This is a genomic window from Pseudonocardia xinjiangensis (genome assembly GCF_050948425.1).
Taxonomy (GTDB): domain Bacteria; phylum Actinomycetota; class Actinomycetes; order Mycobacteriales; family Pseudonocardiaceae; genus Pseudonocardia; species Pseudonocardia xinjiangensis.
In genome coordinates this window covers 5,177,312-5,193,009 of record NZ_CP192009.1, presented here as the reverse complement: position 1 = coordinate 5,193,009, position 15,698 = coordinate 5,177,312, and the positions used below count along the sequence as shown (strand labels likewise).

Sequence of the window (15,698 nt, the reverse complement as noted above, 5' to 3'; positions counted from 1 at the left end):
GTGCGCCTGAGTCGCCCGTTCCCCTCGGCCGGTCCGGCGCCGAGGGTCGTTGATCGGTGCGAGATCCGCGCCTTCGCCCTCTGACGGGCGGAAACGCGGATCTCGCGACGATCATGCGGCGCGGCTAGAGGCGCACGGGGTACGCCGGCTCGGGGATCTCCGGGACGATCCGCCGCTCGACGAAGATGCCGTGCCAGAGCAGGAAGACCAGCAGCGTCCAGATCCGGCGGCTGTGGTCGACCGGGCCGGCGCGGTGGGCGTCGAGCATGCGCTGGACGGCGGCGAGGTCGAGGAGGTGGTCGGCCTGGGAGTCGCGGATGATGTCGCGCGCCCACAGGTACATCTCGTCGCGCAGCCAGTGCCGGAGCGGCACGGGGAAGCCGAGCTTGCGCCGGTGCAGCACGTGCGGGGGGACGATGCCCTCCAGCGCCCGGCGCAGCGCGTACTTGGTGGTGCCCTCGGCCAGCTTCTCCGACAGCGGCAGCCCGGACGCCACGGCGAACACCTCGGGGTCGAGGAACGGCACCCGCAGCTCGAGGGAGTTGGCCATCGTCACCTTGTCGGCCTTGACGAGGATGTCGCCGCGCAGCCAGGTGAACAGGTCGACGTGCTGCATCCTGGACACCGGGTCCCAGGCCTCGGAGTCGCGGTAGTGCGCCTCGGTGATCTCGGTGTGGGAGCGGCGGGGGTCGTACTGGCGCAGGATCCCGGCGAGGTGCTCGTCACGGAAGATGCGGGCGTTGCCGTAGTAGCGCTCCTCCAGCGGGAGGGCGCCGCGGCGCAGCAGGTCCTTGCCCCGCATGCCCTCCGGCAGGTGGGTCGAGGCCCGGCCGAGCAGCCCCCGTACGGCGCCGGGCACCTTCTCGAACGGCGCGAGCGACAGCGGCTCGCGGTAGATCGTGTAGCCGCCGAACAGCTCGTCGGCGCCCTCGCCGGACAGCACGACCTTGACGTGCTGGCGTGCCTCGCGCGCGATGAACCAGAGGGGGACGAGCGCGGGGTCGGCCACCGGGTCGTCCAGGTACCAGACGATGAGTGGCAGCGCGGCCATCATCTCGTCGGGCTTGACGGTGCGGACGACGTGCCGCACGCCGATCGCGGCGGCCGACTCGGCCGCGACGTCGACCTCGGAGTAGCCCTCGCGCTCGAAACCGGTGGTGAACGTGATCAGGTTCGGGTTGTGCTGCTTGGCCAGCGCGGCGATCGCGGTGGAGTCGATCCCGCCGGACAGGAACGCGCCCACGGTGACGTCGGCACGCATGTGCTTGGCCACGCTGTCGGCGAGCACGTCGGCGATCCGGGAGTGCAGGGCGGCGGACCCGCCGGCTGCGGCGCCGGAGTGGAACGTGGGGGTGAAGTAGCGCTCCTGCTCGACCTCGCCGCCGGGCCGAACCGTGAAGTGCGTGCCCGACTCGATACGCCGGATGGCGCGGTGCATCGTGGCGGGCTCGGGCACGTACTGCAGCAGGAGGTAGTGGTGCAGCGCTGCGGGGTCGAGGTCGGCCGAGACGCCGGCGGCGCCCAGCCCGAGGGCGGGCGCGAGCTGCAGCAGGCTCTTCTTCTCGCTCCCGAACGCGACGCCGGCCGGCCCGGCTGCCATGTACAGCGGCTTGATCCCGAACGGGTCACGCGCGCCGAACATCACGCGCTCCTGGGCGTCCCAGATGAGGAACGCGAACATCCCGCGCAGCCGGCCGACGGCGGCGGGGCCCCAGTAGTGGTAGGCGGCCACGATCGCCTCGGTGTCGCCCGCGGTGGCGAACCTCGCCCCGTACTGATGGGTGAGCTCGTCGCGCAGCTCGAGGTAGTTGTAGATCTCGCCGTTGAACACGATCGTGTATCGACCGTTCGCGTACTGCATCGGCTGGTGCGAGTGCTCGATGTCGATGAAGGCGAGCCGGTTGAACCCGAACGCGACGTCGGCGTCGTTCCAGGTGCCGCTCTCGTCCGGCCCCCGGTGACGGGCGCAGCGCATGGCCGCGGCCACCGGTTGGATCCGGGTACCGGCGTCGGCCCGGGTGGTCAGCAGTCCCAGCAGTCCACACACAGCGAGCCAGTATGCCGACGACTCGCGCCGGCCCCGTGCCCACCCGACACCCGGATCGGGGGCCTGCTCGGTTAGGCTCTACGCGAGGTCGAAGGCGGGCAAGCGCGCGCCACCGGGGTATCCGGCGGCCGACGGAACACGACGGGTTGGGGAGGCGGCGCGCAGTGGGCCGAGCACAGCGCGGGAGAGAGCACCGTGGATCCGGGCTCCCGGGTCGCGGTCGGGTGGCGAAGCTGGTCGCCCTGGCCGCTCTGGTCATCCCGCTCACCACGGGTTGCTCGGTGGACGAGGTACTGCGGTTCGGATGGCCCGTCGGGGTCACGCCGCAGGCCGAGGCGATGCGTCACCTGTGGACCTGGTCGGCGATCGCGGCGCTGATCGTCGGGGCCATCACCTGGGGCGCGATGTTCTGGGCGATCGCGTTCCACCGCAAGCGCAAGGGCGACGACGACACCCCGCCGCGTCAGACGCAGTACAACCTGCCGATCGAGGTCGTCTTCACCGTCATCCCGACGATCATCGTCGCGGTGCTGTTCGGCTTCACCGTCAACGTGCAGAACTACGTCGACCGGGACCTGCCGAACCCCGACGTCCGGGTGGACATCACGGCGTTCCAGTGGAACTGGCGCTTCGACTACCCGGACGCCCGCGGGGCGAACGGCCAGCCGATCACCACGCAGGGCACGTCCGACACGATCCCGCTGCTGGTGCTGCCCACCGACCGGCGCATCCAGTTCACGCAGCGCTCCACCGACGTGATCCACAGCTTCTTCGTGCCGGAGTTCCTGTTCAAGCGGGACGTCTTCCCCGACCCGGAGCAGAACGACCAGGACAACGTCTGGCAGATCGACCGGATCGACCGCGAGGGTGCCTTCGTCGGGCGGTGCGCCGAGCTGTGCGGCGCGTACCACGCGATGATGAACTTCGAGGTCAGGGCGCTGTCTCCGGCGCTGTACGACCGGTGGGTCACGCTGCGCGAGCAGATCAACCCGGCCACGGGTGCGCCCTACACCGCCGGTGAGGCGCTCGGCGCCATGAACTGCGGTCAGCTGTGCACGCCGCAGGCCTACACCACCTATCCGTTCAGCACCGACCGCACGCAGCGTTCGGCGTCCGAGCCGATCTCCGCGGGGAGCTGAGAGGTACGCCATGAAGGTCGAATCCCGCATCTTCGAGATCATCACGGTCTTCTTCTTCATCGCGGCCATCGTCTACACGGTGCTCACGCACGAGGTCGTGGGCATCGTCGGGCTGTTCCTCACCGGTGGCCTGTCGCTGATCATCGGCACGTACTTCCGGTTCGTGTCGCGGCGCCTCGAGACGCGCCCCGAGGACAACCCGGAGGCCGAGGTCTCCGACGGGGCCGGCGACGTCGGCTTCTTCTCGCCGGGGAGCTACTGGCCGATCACCGTGGCCGCGTCGGCCGCGATCCTCGGCGTGGGGCTGGCGTTCTTCTACGTGTGGCTCCTGGTCATCGGTGGCGTGCTCGTGCTGCTCGCCGTCGGCGGCCTGGTGTTCGAGTACCACATCCGGCCCGCCGAGCACTGATTCAGCTCTCCCGACGCCGCACCGGCCCGCACGGGCCCGTGCGGCGTCGTGCTGTCCGGGTCGGGATCACCCTTGAGTCCTGGTTGCGTGATACGCGTTGACCGGGAGCGGGCGCCGACCTACCGTGCGGCCGATCATCTACAGCGGGAGGCGCCGTGGTCGTGCAGAACGCGTCGGACGATGAGCGGACGGCCGCGGCACGCGCCGCGCACGAGTGTCCTGCAGGTGGAGGGCAACGGCATCAACGTCGTCGCCGACGAGGAACGCACCGGTCGCCCGCGTCAGCTGTTCTGGCCGTGGTTCGGCGCCAACGTCTCGGTGCTCGGGCTGAGCTACGGCGCGTTCGCGCTCGGGTTCGGCATCTCGTTCGTCCAGGCGGTCATCGCCGGCGTGCTCGGGATCGTGTTCTCGTTCCTGCTCTGCGGCTTCGTCGCGCTCGCCGGCAAGCGGGGCTCGGCGCCGACCATGGTGCTCAGCCGGGCGGCGTTCGGGGTGCGCGGTAACCGGCTGCCCACGGCGATCTCCTGGCTGCTGACGGTGGGCTGGGAGACCGTGCTCACGATCCTCGCCACCATGGCGACGGCCGCGGTGTTCCAGCGGCTGGGCTGGGGCGGGGGCACGCCCACCCTGATCGTCGCGCTGGTGGTGGTGGCCGCATTAATCGTCGTGGCAGGCGTGCTGGGCTTCCACCTGATCATGCGGCTGCAGACCGTCATCACGGTGGTCACCGCGGTGCTCACCGTCGTCTACATCGGTCTCGTCGCGGGCCGGGTCGATCTGCCCACGGTCATGGCGCTGCCGGCGGGCTCCACGCAGGAGGTGGTGGGGGCGCTGGTGTTCCTCATGACGGGCTTCGGCCTGGGATGGGTCAACGCCGCGGCCGACTACTCCCGCTACCTCCCGCGCGCTTCCTCGGGCCGCGGGGTCGTGGGCTGGACGACGTTCGGCTCGTCGCTCGCGCCGGTGTTGCTGTTCGCGTTCGGGCTGTTGCTCGCCGGCTCGTCACCCAGCCTCAGCGAGGCCATCGCGGCCGACCCGATCGGTGCGCTCGCCGACGCACTGCCCACCTGGTTTCTCGTGCCCTTCGTGGTGGTGGCGGTGCTGGGGCTGGTCGGCGGCGCGGTGCTCGACATCTACTCGTCGGGGCTGGCGCTGCTGGCGTTGGGGCTGCGGATACCGCGCTACGCGGCCGCGCTGATCGACGGCGCGATCATGGTGGTCGGCACGGTGTACGTCGTGTTCTTCGGCGGGGAGTTCCTCGACGAGTTCACCGGCTTCCTCATCACCCTCGGTGTGCCGGTCGCGGCCTGGTGCGGGGTCATGCTCGCGGACATCGCGCTGCGCCGCCGGGACTACGCCGAGACCGACCTCTTCTCGCCGTCCGGTCGCTACGGCGACGTCCGGCCGGTCCCGATCGCGGTGGTCGTGGGGTGCACGGTGCTGGGCTGGGGCCTGGTCACCAACAGCGCAGCGGGCTGGCTGGCCTGGCAGGGCTACCTGCTCGGTCCGCTCGGTCTCGGTGGCCGCGAGGGGGCGTGGGCGGGTGCCAACCTCGGGGTGCTGATCGCGCTGGTCGTGGCGTTCGTGGCCACGCTCGTCGGGAGCCGGTCGGCGATCCGGCAGCAGGAGGCTCGCACCACGTGACGGCGCACCTGGTGGTGATCGACATGCAGCGCGTGTTCGCCGACCCGGGCAGCGAGTGGGCCACCCCGCGGTTCGCGGAGATCGTGCCGCGGATCCAGGCGCTGGCCGGTGCGCTGGCGCCCGCGGTGACGTACACGCGGTTCCTCGCCCCGGAGCAGCCGTCCGGGGCGTGGCGCGACTACTACGCGCGCTGGCCCTTCGCGCTCGTCCCGCCCGGGTCGCTGCTCTACGACCTGGTCCCGGACTTCGCCGACCCGGGCCCGACGGTCGACGCCACGACGTTCTCCAAGTGGGGTCCCGACCTGGCGGCCCGGGTGGGGGATGGCGTGCTCGTACTCGCCAGTGTCTCGACCGACTGCTGTGTGCTCTCCACCGCGCTCGCCGCTGCCGACGCCGGGGTTGCGGTCCGGGTGGTCGCCGACGCCTGTGCCGGGGCCGACGACCGCAGCCACGCCGCGGCCCTGCACGTGCTCGGCCTCTTCTCCCCGCTGATCGAGGTGGTGGACGCAGCGGCGGTTCTCGCGTCGGTGTGAACGATTCGTTCCCGTTCATCCCGCTCGTCCCGTCCGGAAACCAGATCGATACGAACCGGGGATCGAGCACAGGTGATGATCGGGCGACCCGAGCCTCCGCCGGGCAGGTACGTCGAGGAACGAGAAGCACGATGACCCAGTTCGAGGCCGGCGCGTGAGCACCGAGCGTCCGACCAGCGAGGCCGCCGAGAGCGGCGACCTGAGCGAGTTCGGCTACCAGCAGGAGCTACGGCGCAGCCTCACCCTGCGCGACCTGCTCGTCTACGGGCTCGTGTTCATGGTGCCGATCGCGCCCTTCGCGATCTTCGGCGTGGTCTTCAACGCGTCGATGGGCATGGTGCCGCTCACCTACGTCATCGGCTTCGTCGCGATGATCTTCACGGCCCTGAGCTACCGGGAGATGTCGCGTGCGTTCCCGATCTCGGGCTCGGTGTACGCCTACGCGGGGCGCGGCCTGCATCCGGCGGCCGGGTTCCTCGCCGGCTGGGCGATCCTGCTCGACTACCTGCTCGTCCCCACCCTGCTCTACGTCACCGGTGCGGCGGCGCTCGGTTCGGTGCTGCCCGCCGTGCCGCAGGCGGTGTGGGTGATCCTCTTCGTGGTGGTCAACACCGTGGTGAACCTGCTCGGGATCGAGACCACCGCGCGCACGAACAAGATCTTCCTGCTCGGCGAGCTGGTGGTGCTGGCGCTGTTCGTCGTGCTGGCGGTGGTGGCCATCTCGCGCGGCGTCAACGGGGCGACCTGGACGTTCACGCCGTTCTTCAACCCCGAGGTGTTCCAGCCCAGCCTGATCTTCGCGGCCCTGTCGGTGGCCGTGCTGTCGTTCCTCGGCTTCGACGCGATCAGCACGATGGCGGAGGAGACCAGGGGCGGCGCCAGGGTGGTCGGGCGCGCGACCGTGCTCGCACTGACGCTGGTGGCAGCACTGTTCATCGTGCAGACCTACCTCGCCGCGTTGCTCGTGCCCGGGCAGACGGAGTTCGTCGGCGACACGGCCACCAACGAGGCGTTCTACACGGTGGCCGCGCTGGTCGGCGGTGAGTGGTTCAAGGTGCTGGTGGCCATCGCCACGGCACTCGGGTGGGCCGTCGCCAACGCCCTGGTGGCGCAGGCGGCCACGTCGCGCCTGCTGTTCTCGATGGCACGTGACCGGCAGCTGCCGAAGTTCCTCGCGCACGTGCACCCCACCCGCCGGGTGCCGGAGCGCGCGGTGCTGCTCGTGTCGGTGGTCAGCCTGATACTCGGGCTGTTCTTCGTCGGGCAGATCGGGCTGCTGTCGTCGCTGGTGAACTTCGGCGCGCTGTTCTCGTTCCTGGTGCTGCACCTGTCGGTCGTGGCGTGGTACCTGATCAAGCAGCGGCAGCGGACGTACGGGCTGCACCTCGTGGTGCCGCTGTGCGGCTTCGTGATCATCGGCTACGTGCTGGTGAACGCCGACGCCAACGCCAAGATCGGCGGCCTGGTGTGGCTCGCCGTCGGTGTGGTGGTGCTGGTCGTGCTGCGCCTGATGGGCCGCACGACCCAGCTCAAGGTCGGCTAGCCACGGGCCGCCTTCCCCAGCGCCTGGCGGGCGATGATCACCTGCTGGATCTGGCTCGTGCCCTCGTAGATCCGGAACAGCCGGGCGTCGCGGTAGAACCTCTCCACCGCGACCCCGCGGATGTAGCCCGCCCCGCCGTGCACCTGCACGGCGCGGTCGGCCACCCGGCCCACCATCTCGCTGGCGAAGTACTTGGCCGCCGAGGGCCCCTGCACCTTGTCGGTGCCGGCGTCGTAGGCGCGGGCCACGTCGAGCACGAGTGCGCGGCCCGCGTAGTGGTCGGTGACCGAGTCGGCGATCAGGCCCTGGATCAGCTGGAACGACGCGATGGGGCGCCCACCCTGCTCGCGGGTCTTCGCGAACTCCACCGACTCGTGCACCAGCCGCCCGGCCATCCCGACGCACAGCGCCGCGATGTGGGCGCGCCCGTGCGCGAGGCACTTCGCCGCAGTGAGGAACCCCTGGTCGAGACCGGCGTCCCCACCGACGAGCGCCTCGGCGGGGACGCGCACGTCGTCGAGGTGGACGTCGGCGGTCCACGCCCCGAACTGGCCCATCTTGTGGTCCTTCGGCCCGATGGAGAGCCCGGGTGTGCCGGCAGGCACGAGGAACGTGGAGATGCCGCGGTTGCCTGCGGCCTCGGGGTTGGTGCGCGCGAACACCATGATCACGTCGGCGACCGGGGCGTTCGTGATGTAGCGCTTGGAGCCGTTGATCACCCAGCCGGTGCCGTCGCGCCTCGCCGTGGTGGCGAGCCCGGACGGGTCGGAGCCCGCGTCGGCCTCCGTGAGCCCGAACGACGCCGTCACCTCGCCGGACGCCAGGCGCGGCAGCCACGACTTCTTCTGTTCCTCCGTGCCACCCACCAGCAGCACCTGCCCGGCGATGCCGTTGTTGGTGCCGAACAGCGAGCGCAGCGCCGGGGTGGTCCAGCCCAGCTCGAACGCGAGCTGGGCCTCCTCGGTGAGCGTCATCCCGAGGCCGCCGTACTGCTCGGGGATCGCGAACCCGTAGAGCCCCATCTCCTTGCACGTGGCGATGATCCGCGCGGGGATGGCGTCCTCGACGTCGATCTGTTCCTCGAGCGGCACGACCTCCCTGCGGATGAACGTGCGCACCGCGGACAGCACGTCGGTCAGGTCGGAAGGCTCCACGTCGATCTCCCCCGTCGCTCGTTACCCGGAGCAACGCTAACGGCCGGGGCCGGGATCTTCGACTCAGCCGGCAAGTGCCGCAGGCGGTTCGGCGCCGAGCGCGGTGAGCACCGCGGCGATCTTCCCGTCGAGCTCGCGCCCGACAGCAGCGATCTCCGGCTGTCCGAGGCTGCCGAACTGGCTGCTCGGCTGGTCGATCACGAAGACCGCGTCGCCTGCCGCGTCGGCGTGGATCAGGATCCGCAGCGGTGCGTAGAGCATGGCCACCGGATCGTGACGGTACATGCGCTCGGCGATCACGTGGTTGCCCGCCAGGTACTCGACGCACTCCCGCCCGGCGCGCCCGACCATGAGTGGAGCCACGTCGAGCGTCCAGAAGCGCATGAGGCCCAGAGGTGCGGCGCGGCCGGCGAGTGCCACCACCTCGTCCCAGCTCGTCAGGGTGGTGAACTGCTCCACGTCGACGGCCGGCAGGAGCTCCTCGAACCGGCGGACCCCCTCGGCGTAGGGCAGCCCGAGCGGGACGGACAGCCTGCGGATGCTTCGTGTCGTTGCCGGTGCGTCTGTCATGGGGTGACGACCTCTCCATCTCTGACCTGCAACCGAAAAGCCTTACCCGCAGGCTAGGCCTGACTTCTGATCAACAAGTCAGATGTGAGGGGACGCTCATCACCGATCGTGCCTACCGGACGAGCGCGAGCAGGAAGCCGTCATAGCCCTTCGTCCCGACGGTCTGGATCGCCGTGGCGCTGACCCGCGGCTCCCGGGCCACGGCCTCGGTCAGCCGGTGGGTGCCGAGGACCGAGGCATCGGTGCTCCCGGCGTCGGCGACCCGCCCGGCCCGCACCACGTTGTCCACGATGATCATGCTGCCGGGGCGGGAGAGCCTCAGCGCATGCCGGAAGTACTCCACGTTGGAGGCCTTGTCGGCGTCGATGAACGTGAGGTCGAACGGGCCGTCGACAGCGGCGTCGAGAGCGCCGAGCGAGTCGGTCGCCGGGCCGACGCGGACGTCCACGATCTCGGCGAGGCCGGCCATGGCCAGGTTGGACATGGCCACCTCGGCGTGGTGCGGATCGATCTCACACGTGACGAGCCGGCCGTCCGGCGGGAGGGCGCGCCCCAGCCAGATCGTCGAGTAGCCGCCCAGCGTGCCGACCTCCAGGATCCGCCGGGCGCCGATCGAGGACGCCAGCAGGTGCAGCAGCTTGCCCTGCGCCGGGGACACGTCGATCGCCGGGAGACCGCCGAGGGCGTTGGCCTCCAGTGCCGCGTCGAGTACCGGATCGGGTTCGAGGAGCAGCCCTGAGAAGTAACCGTCGACGGCCTGCCAGACGTCCTCTGTCATGAACGGCAGATTAGGGGCGCGTCCAGGTTCGGGTTGGCCCTACCCTCCTGCGGAGGTGCACCGGCTGGGAGCGGCCGCTACGGGGGGCGAGGGTTACCGGCATGACCGAAGTCGCATCGCCACCCGCCGCGTCGCCCGTCACAGGAGCGGTGGGGGGCGGGAGGTTCTGGCGGGGGATGGGTTACCTCCTCGCCGGCCTCCCGCTGGGCATCGTCGCGTTCGTCCTCGCGGTCGTCGGCTTCGCGGTCGGCGTGGGCACGCTCGTCGTCTGGGTCGGGCTGCCCGTGCTCGTGCTGACGCTGCGGGCCGCGCGCGGGCTCGCCGTCGTCGAGCGGCGGTCCACCGAGTGGGCCACCGGCAGGGCCCTGCCCCCGCATCACTACCGCGAGCCGAGGGGGCGCGGCATCGGAGGGCTGTTCAGAGCGTTGGCCGAACCGCAGTCGTGGCGCGACCTGCTGTACGCCGTGCTCGCCTTCCCGGTCCGCCTGGCGGCGTTCGTCATCGGCGTCGCGTGGACGGTGAGCGGGCTGGGGGCCCTGCTCTACATCACCTGGCAGTGGGCGCTGCCCGACGACGGCGAGGGTGGGGGCCTCTTCTGGCTCCTGACCGGCGTCCAGGGCCGGCTCGGCGACATCGTGATCAACACCGTGCTGGGCGCGGCGATGGTGGCGGCGTCGCCGTTCGTGGTGCGGGGGCTGGTCGCGGTCCGGGCCGGCCTGGTGCGGGGTCTGCTGACCAACCAGACCGCCGCGCTGCGCGCCCGTGCCACCCAGCTGGAGTCGAGCAGGCGCGCTGCCGTGCAGGCCGAGGCGCAGACGCTGCGGCGCCTCGAGCGCGACATCCACGACGGTCCGCAACAGCGCCTCGTCCGGCTCAACATGGATCTGGAGACCGTGGCCCGCCGCCTCGACGACGACCCGGAGAAGGCGCGGCCCCTCGTCGCCGAGGCGCTGGAGCAGAGCCGGGAGGCGCTGGGTGAGCTGCGCGCACTCTCCCGGGGCATCGCCCCGCCGATCCTCGCCGACCGCGGGCTCGGGCCGGCCCTTGCGGCGGCCGCGGCCCGCTGCCCCGTGGAGGTGTCCCTCGACGTCGAGCTCCCCGAGGGGCGACGGCTGGCGGCGGCCGTCGAGAACACGGCCTACTTCGTGGTGACCGAGGCCCTCACCAACGTCGCCAAGCATGCGCACGCCACGCTGTGCACGGTGCTGGTGAGCGCCGACGGGGAACGCGTGCTCGTCCAGGTGCGCGACGACGGCCGGGGCGGGGCGCACCTGGGCAAGGGGCACGGCCTGGCCGGGCTCGCCGACCGGCTGGCGACCGTCGAGGGTGGGCTGGACGTCGTGAGCCCGCCCGGCGGCCCTACTGTGCTCACCGCCGAGATCCCGCTCGTCGGGCTGGGGGAATCGGGACCGGGGGAGGATCACTAGGTGCGTGTGGTGCTGGCGGAGGACTCGCTCCTGCTGAGGGAGGGGCTGGTCCGGCTCCTCGACGAGGCGGGCGCCTCGGTGGTGGCCGCGGTCGGGGACGGCACGGCGCTGGTGGAGGCGGTGCACGAGCACCGGCCGGACGTGGCGGTCGTCGACGTCCGGATGCCGCCCACGTTCACCGACGAGGGTCTGCGGGCCGCTCTCGAGGTGCGCCGCACGGCACCGGAGACGGCGATCCTCGTGCTGTCGCAGTACGTCGAGGAGTCCTACGCCTCGGACCTGCTCACCGCGGGCGGGGGCGTCGGCTACCTGCTCAAGGACCGGGTCGCGAAGCTCGCCGACCTGTCCGACGCGTTGCAGCGCGTCGTCGACGGGGGCACGGTGCTCGACCCCGAGGTCGTCTCGGCACTGTTCGCGCACCGGCGGCGTCGCGATCCGCTCGCCACGTTGTCGCCCCGCGAGCGCGAGGTGCTGGGACTCATGGCCGAGGGCCGGACGAACACGGCGATCGGCCGGACGCTGGTGGTCAGCCAGGGTGCCGTCGAGAAGCACATCTCCTCGATCTTCACGAAACTCGGACTGCCCCCTTCGGGGGACGACCACCGGCGCGTCATGGCCGTGCTCACCTGGCTGGGGGCCTGAGCTCAGGGGCCCGGCGAGGTGATCCGGGCCTGGATGCCGGCGAGGATGGTGTCCAGGCCGAAGGTCAGCGCGTGCTCGGGATGCTGGGCGGCGTCGAACTGCGCACCGACCGCGCCACCGACCCGGGCGGACACGATGAGGTCGTCGTCGGCCATGACCTGGTCGAGGACCGGGGCCACGACGGCCCACCATTCGGCATCCGACATCCCGGACTCGGTCCGGGTCCGCGAGACCTTGCGGTGCGCGCGGGCCGTGCTGTCGACGTGGCTGAGCACCAGGGTGAGGGCGGCATCCATCTCGACGTCGGACAGGCCGATGCCGTCGAGCGGGCGTAGTTCTACCTCGTACTTGCGGCTGACGTGCGGCCCGAGGGTCGGCCGGGACGAGCGGATGTCCAGCAGCCACGGGTGCCGCTGGTAGAGCGCCCAGTTCCGCTCGGCGACGAACCGCATCGCCGCGCGCCAGTCGCCGACCCGGCTCGCGGCCGTTACATCCCCGCCGCCGTTCCCGTCATCGCCGTAGAGCTCGGCGTAGACCGCGTCGACCATCAGCGCGGTGAGGTCGTCCTTGCCGGGCACGTGCCCGTAGAGCGACATCGCGCCGACGCCCAGCCGGTCGGCCACCTTCCGCATCGAGACGGCGTCCAACCCGTCGACGTCGGCGATCTCGATACCGGCGGTGACGATCGCGGGCACCGTCAGGCCCGAGCGTCCCGGGCTGGGATGGTGGCCCCACAGCAGGTAGATGCTGCGGGCCAGGTCGGGCGCCGGGGAACGTCGAGCCACTGGTCGTGCCTTCCTGCTGAACAGCTGTCCGTCCAAGCGCGCCCGCCGAGTATGGGGGGTGCTGCTTGCGGCTTTCGGACAGCGTACCGTACGGTCTGCAGTACAGCGTACGGTACGCTGCACGATGGAGGTCGCCATGGCCAACGAGAAGACCGTGCCCCTGCTGCCCTGCCCGGACATCGACGAGATCGAGGCGTTCTACGCGATGCTGGGGTTCACCCGGACCTACTACCAGACCCGCCCCAACCCGTGCGTGGCGCTGCGGCGCGCAGACATCGACCTGCAGTTCTTCGGCATCCCGGGCTTCGACCCCGCGGACTCCTACGGGTCCTGTCTGGTCATCGTGCCCGACACCGGGGAGCTGTACCGGGCCTTCGCCGCGGGGATGCGCGCGGCCCACGGCAAGATCCTGGTCGCCGGGATCCCCCGGATGACCCGGCCGCGCCTGCGCAAGAACGCCGACAACCTGTCCGGGTTCACCGTCATCGACCCGGGCGGCAACTGGATCCGGATCTTCGCCGCCGGCGAACCCGCAGCCGACACCACTGCCGCCGAGCCGGCCCGGAGCAGGCTCGGGAAGGCCCTGGACAACGCCGTGGTCATGGGCGACTCGCGTGGGTCCGCCGAGCAGGGCGTGCGCATCCTGGACACCGCGCTCGGCCGGGACCTGGCCACGTCGACGCCGGTCGACCTGGTCAACGCCCTGGCCTACCGGGCAGAACTCGCCGCCAGGACCGACGATCCGGGCGGCGCCATGGAGTTCCTGACCCGGGCAGGCGCGGTCGCCCTGACCGACGCCGAGCGGGTCGTGCTCGCCGACACCCTCATCGGTCTGGGCGACCTCGCCGCCGCCCTGCCGACCAGCCCCGAGCCTGGATCCACCGTCGATGTTGAGCCGGGCAGGTAGTGGCTGCTGCGTTCGTTCGTTCAGGTAAATCCGATTCTTTTCGGTATCGGATACGATAGCGGCGAAATGCCAGCAATGGGTCGAATTGGGGTTCAGACCGAATTGGGGTGAGGGTCGGATTGGAGCGCGGTCGAATTGGGCTCCGTCCGGGCACCGCAATCCTGATCGGCCGTCGCCCCGGCCGCACACGGCACTGACCCGGTGTCCGCAGAAGGAGCCGCATGACCGAGCACCGCCTCGAGCCCACCCCGGAGACGACGGTCGACGTCTTCAGCCGCGACACGGCGCCCGTCCTCGCCGTCGAGCCTGGGGACACCGTGGTGGTGCGGTCGCTCGACGCGATCGGGCACCTGGAGCGCCAGCAGAAGCCGGGCGAGGTCCAGCCGCTCATGTTCGAGCCGCGGCGGGGCCACTGCCTGACCGGCCCGATCGAGGTGCATGGCGCCGAGCCGGGCACCGTGCTCGCGGTGCGTCTGCTGTCGATGCGGCCCGGCGACTGGGGCTGGACGGCGGCCGCGACGAAGGACAACTGGCTGACGCGGCGGTTGGGTCTCGCGGACGGCCCGCCGTCCCGGCTGCTGTGGGAACTCGACGCCGAGCGGGGCGTCGGCATCAACGACCGCGGCCACAGCGTGGCGCTCGCCCCGTTCCTCGGGGTGATCGGGCTGCCCCCGGCCGCGGGCGGTGAGCACTCCACCAACCCGCCCCGCGCGGAGGGCGGGGGCAACATCGACTGTCGGGAGCTCGTGGCCGGATCCACGCTCTACCTGCCCGTCACGGTCCCCGGCGCGCTGTTGCACCTCGGCGACGGCCATGCGGCCCAGGGCGACGGGGAGGTCGGGGGCACGGCGATCGAGTGCCCGATGACCACCGAGGTCGTCCTCGACGTGATCACCGAGCCGGCCGCGCCGGGCATCCACGCCGTCACTCCCGCCGGCCGCATCACCTTCGGCTTCCACCCCGACCTCAACGAGGCCATGGCCGAGGCCCTCGACGCGATGCTGGTGTGGATGCAGGCGCTGCTGGCCCTCGACGGCGACGACGCGAAGGCGACGGCGCTCGCGGTGGCCAGCGCGGCGGTCGACCTGCGCATCACGCAGGTCGCCAACGACACGTGGGGCGTGCACGCCGTCCTGCCCCACGGCGCGATCGGCTGACCACCCCGCGAGTCGCCCGTCCCGGCGGCGCGAGTCGCCCGTCCCCACCCCGCGAGTCGCCCGTTCCGGCGGCGCGAGTCGCCCGTTCCGGGGGCGGACGATCAGGCCCGGGCGGGCTGCTTGCCGCGCAGGGTCTCCAGTGCCTGCCGCAGGTAGCCGCGGAACACCTCGTAGTTCTCGCTCATCGGGAAGTGCCCGATCTCCTTCATCTCGATGAAGGAGGCGTTCTTGATCTGCGACGCGGTGCGCTGCCCGTCCTCCGGAGTGGTGAGGTAGTCGTACTCGCCGGTCATCATCACCACCGGGCACCGCTCGCCGTCGATCGACCCGAGCTTGTCCCGCAGGTCGTGGTCGACGGAGTAGAAGTACAGGTCGCCCTTGAACGCCTCGGAGCCCTGGCTGTAGTAGAACCAGGTCTTCCAGCGGTCGGCATCGGGTGACTGCGGAGCCATCAGGTCCCACACGCCGCTGGCGCAGACCTGCGCGGCGTTGGCGTGGGGGTGCTGCCACCAGTCGAGGTAGAACCCGGGGGAGTAGTCGGCGCCCTCGACCGGGATGACGCCGGAGAACCGCTCCGGGTACCGCAGGGCCAGCTGCAGGGCGATGTTGCCGCCGAACGACGAGCCCATGAAGATCGGGTTCTCGAGCTCGAGCGCGTCGCACAGCGCCACGATGAACTTGGCGTAGTGGTCGGCCGTGAGCTTGTACTCCTCGGTCCACCACTCGCTGTTCTCCGGCGGGTCCGACTTGCCGTGCCGCGGCAGGTCGTAGGCGATCACGCGGTAGCTCGCGGTGATGTCGTCGTCCTCGAGCAGGCCGCGCCACTGGTGGTTGTGGCAGCCAGCGGTGTGCTGGCACACGAGCGGGGTGCCGGTGCCGTTCTCCAGGTAGAAGACCTTGTACAGCAGACCGTCGACTTCGACGTCGATGTAGTGCCCGGTGACCGGGGAGATCTTTGCCATG

General features: G+C 71.0%; 15 protein-coding genes. 9 read left to right on the top strand and 6 right to left on the bottom strand.

Translation table 11 applies throughout. The features are described 5' to 3' along the window. Nucleotides 1–124: 124 nt before the first annotated feature. Entirely contained in the window at nucleotides 125–2,047 is a 1,923-nt protein-coding gene (asnB, locus tag ACQPZA_RS24570) for an asparagine synthase (glutamine-hydrolyzing) (protein ID WP_433274153.1), read from the bottom strand. A gap of 224 nt (nucleotides 2,048–2,271) precedes the next feature. Here asnB and ctaC point away from each other — a divergent pair, with 224 nt between their 5' ends. The 5 genes from ctaC to ACQPZA_RS24545 all read left to right on the top strand — a co-directional run bounded on the left by ctaC (nucleotide 2,272) and on the right by ACQPZA_RS24545 (nucleotide 7,315). Next, the gene (ctaC, locus tag ACQPZA_RS24565) at nucleotides 2,272–3,186 is read left to right on the top strand and encodes an aa3-type cytochrome oxidase subunit II (protein ID WP_312859403.1); all 915 of its coding nucleotides are present in this window, start codon (nucleotides 2,272–2,274) and stop codon (nucleotides 3,184–3,186) included. 10 nt (nucleotides 3,187–3,196) lie between these two features. Further along, nucleotides 3,197–3,595, top strand: a complete 399-nt coding sequence (locus tag ACQPZA_RS24560; RefSeq protein WP_169398714.1) for a cytochrome c oxidase subunit 4 — start codon at nucleotides 3,197–3,199, stop codon at nucleotides 3,593–3,595. A 180-nt stretch (nucleotides 3,596–3,775) separates the two neighbouring features. Beyond that, entirely contained in the window at nucleotides 3,776–5,239 is a 1,464-nt protein-coding gene (locus tag ACQPZA_RS24555) for a purine-cytosine permease family protein (protein WP_433274150.1), read from the top strand. Next, complete coding sequence (locus ACQPZA_RS24550; RefSeq protein ID WP_433274148.1) at nucleotides 5,236–5,772, top strand: cysteine hydrolase family protein; 537 nt, start codon at nucleotides 5,236–5,238, stop codon at nucleotides 5,770–5,772. The genes ACQPZA_RS24555 and ACQPZA_RS24550 overlap by 4 nt, the downstream gene beginning before the upstream one ends. A gap of 154 nt (nucleotides 5,773–5,926) precedes the next feature. After that, nucleotides 5,927–7,315 (top strand): APC family permease, encoded by a 1,389-nt coding sequence (locus tag ACQPZA_RS24545; protein WP_433274146.1) that lies wholly within the window; start codon nucleotides 5,927–5,929, stop codon nucleotides 7,313–7,315. Here ACQPZA_RS24545 and ACQPZA_RS24540 read toward each other — a convergent pair. From ACQPZA_RS24540 to ACQPZA_RS24530, 3 genes are all read right to left on the bottom strand, one after another. Beyond that, nucleotides 7,312–8,469, bottom strand: a complete 1,158-nt coding sequence (locus tag ACQPZA_RS24540) for an acyl-CoA dehydrogenase family protein (RefSeq protein ID WP_433274144.1) — start codon at nucleotides 8,467–8,469, stop codon at nucleotides 7,312–7,314. The genes ACQPZA_RS24545 and ACQPZA_RS24540 overlap by 4 nt on opposite strands. 63 nt (nucleotides 8,470–8,532) lie before the next feature. Next, complete coding sequence (locus ACQPZA_RS24535; protein WP_433274142.1) at nucleotides 8,533–9,039, bottom strand: DUF302 domain-containing protein; 507 nt, start codon at nucleotides 9,037–9,039, stop codon at nucleotides 8,533–8,535. A 112-nt stretch (nucleotides 9,040–9,151) separates the two neighbouring features. Continuing rightward, nucleotides 9,152–9,817 carry an O-methyltransferase gene (locus ACQPZA_RS24530; RefSeq protein ID WP_433274140.1) on the bottom strand — a complete coding sequence of 222 codons (666 nt, stop codon included), beginning with the start codon at nucleotides 9,815–9,817 and terminating at the stop codon, nucleotides 9,152–9,154. Nucleotides 9,818–9,918: 101 nt separating this feature from the next. Between ACQPZA_RS24530 and ACQPZA_RS24525 the strand changes: the two genes are divergently transcribed. Further along, the gene (locus tag ACQPZA_RS24525) at nucleotides 9,919–11,244 is read left to right on the top strand and encodes a sensor histidine kinase (protein ID WP_433274138.1); all 1,326 of its coding nucleotides are present in this window, start codon (nucleotides 9,919–9,921) and stop codon (nucleotides 11,242–11,244) included. Further along, a complete protein-coding gene (locus tag ACQPZA_RS24520; RefSeq protein ID WP_433274136.1) occupies nucleotides 11,245–11,886 on the top strand; it encodes a response regulator transcription factor in 642 nt (213 codons plus the stop codon). 2 nt (nucleotides 11,887–11,888) lie between these two features. Here ACQPZA_RS24520 and ACQPZA_RS24515 read toward each other — a convergent pair whose 3' ends face one another. Then, a complete protein-coding gene (locus tag ACQPZA_RS24515; RefSeq protein ID WP_433274135.1) occupies nucleotides 11,889–12,671 on the bottom strand; it encodes a TetR/AcrR family transcriptional regulator in 783 nt (260 codons plus the stop codon). Nucleotides 12,672–12,807: 136 nt separating this feature from the next. On the opposite strand from ACQPZA_RS24515, the gene ACQPZA_RS24510 reads away from it, so the two are divergent. After that, complete coding sequence (locus ACQPZA_RS24510; protein ID WP_433274132.1) at nucleotides 12,808–13,578, top strand: hypothetical protein; 771 nt, start codon at nucleotides 12,808–12,810, stop codon at nucleotides 13,576–13,578. A gap of 221 nt (nucleotides 13,579–13,799) precedes the next feature. Then, nucleotides 13,800–14,735 (top strand): acetamidase/formamidase family protein, encoded by a 936-nt coding sequence (locus ACQPZA_RS24505; protein ID WP_169398722.1) that lies wholly within the window; start codon nucleotides 13,800–13,802, stop codon nucleotides 14,733–14,735. 101 nt (nucleotides 14,736–14,836) lie between these two features. Here ACQPZA_RS24505 and ACQPZA_RS24500 read toward each other — a convergent pair whose 3' ends face one another. Further along, nucleotides 14,837–15,697: an alpha/beta fold hydrolase gene (locus ACQPZA_RS24500; RefSeq protein WP_433274130.1), complete on the bottom strand. Its 861-nt coding sequence runs from the start codon at nucleotides 15,695–15,697 to the stop codon at nucleotides 14,837–14,839. Nucleotide 15,698: the final 1 nt, after the last annotated feature.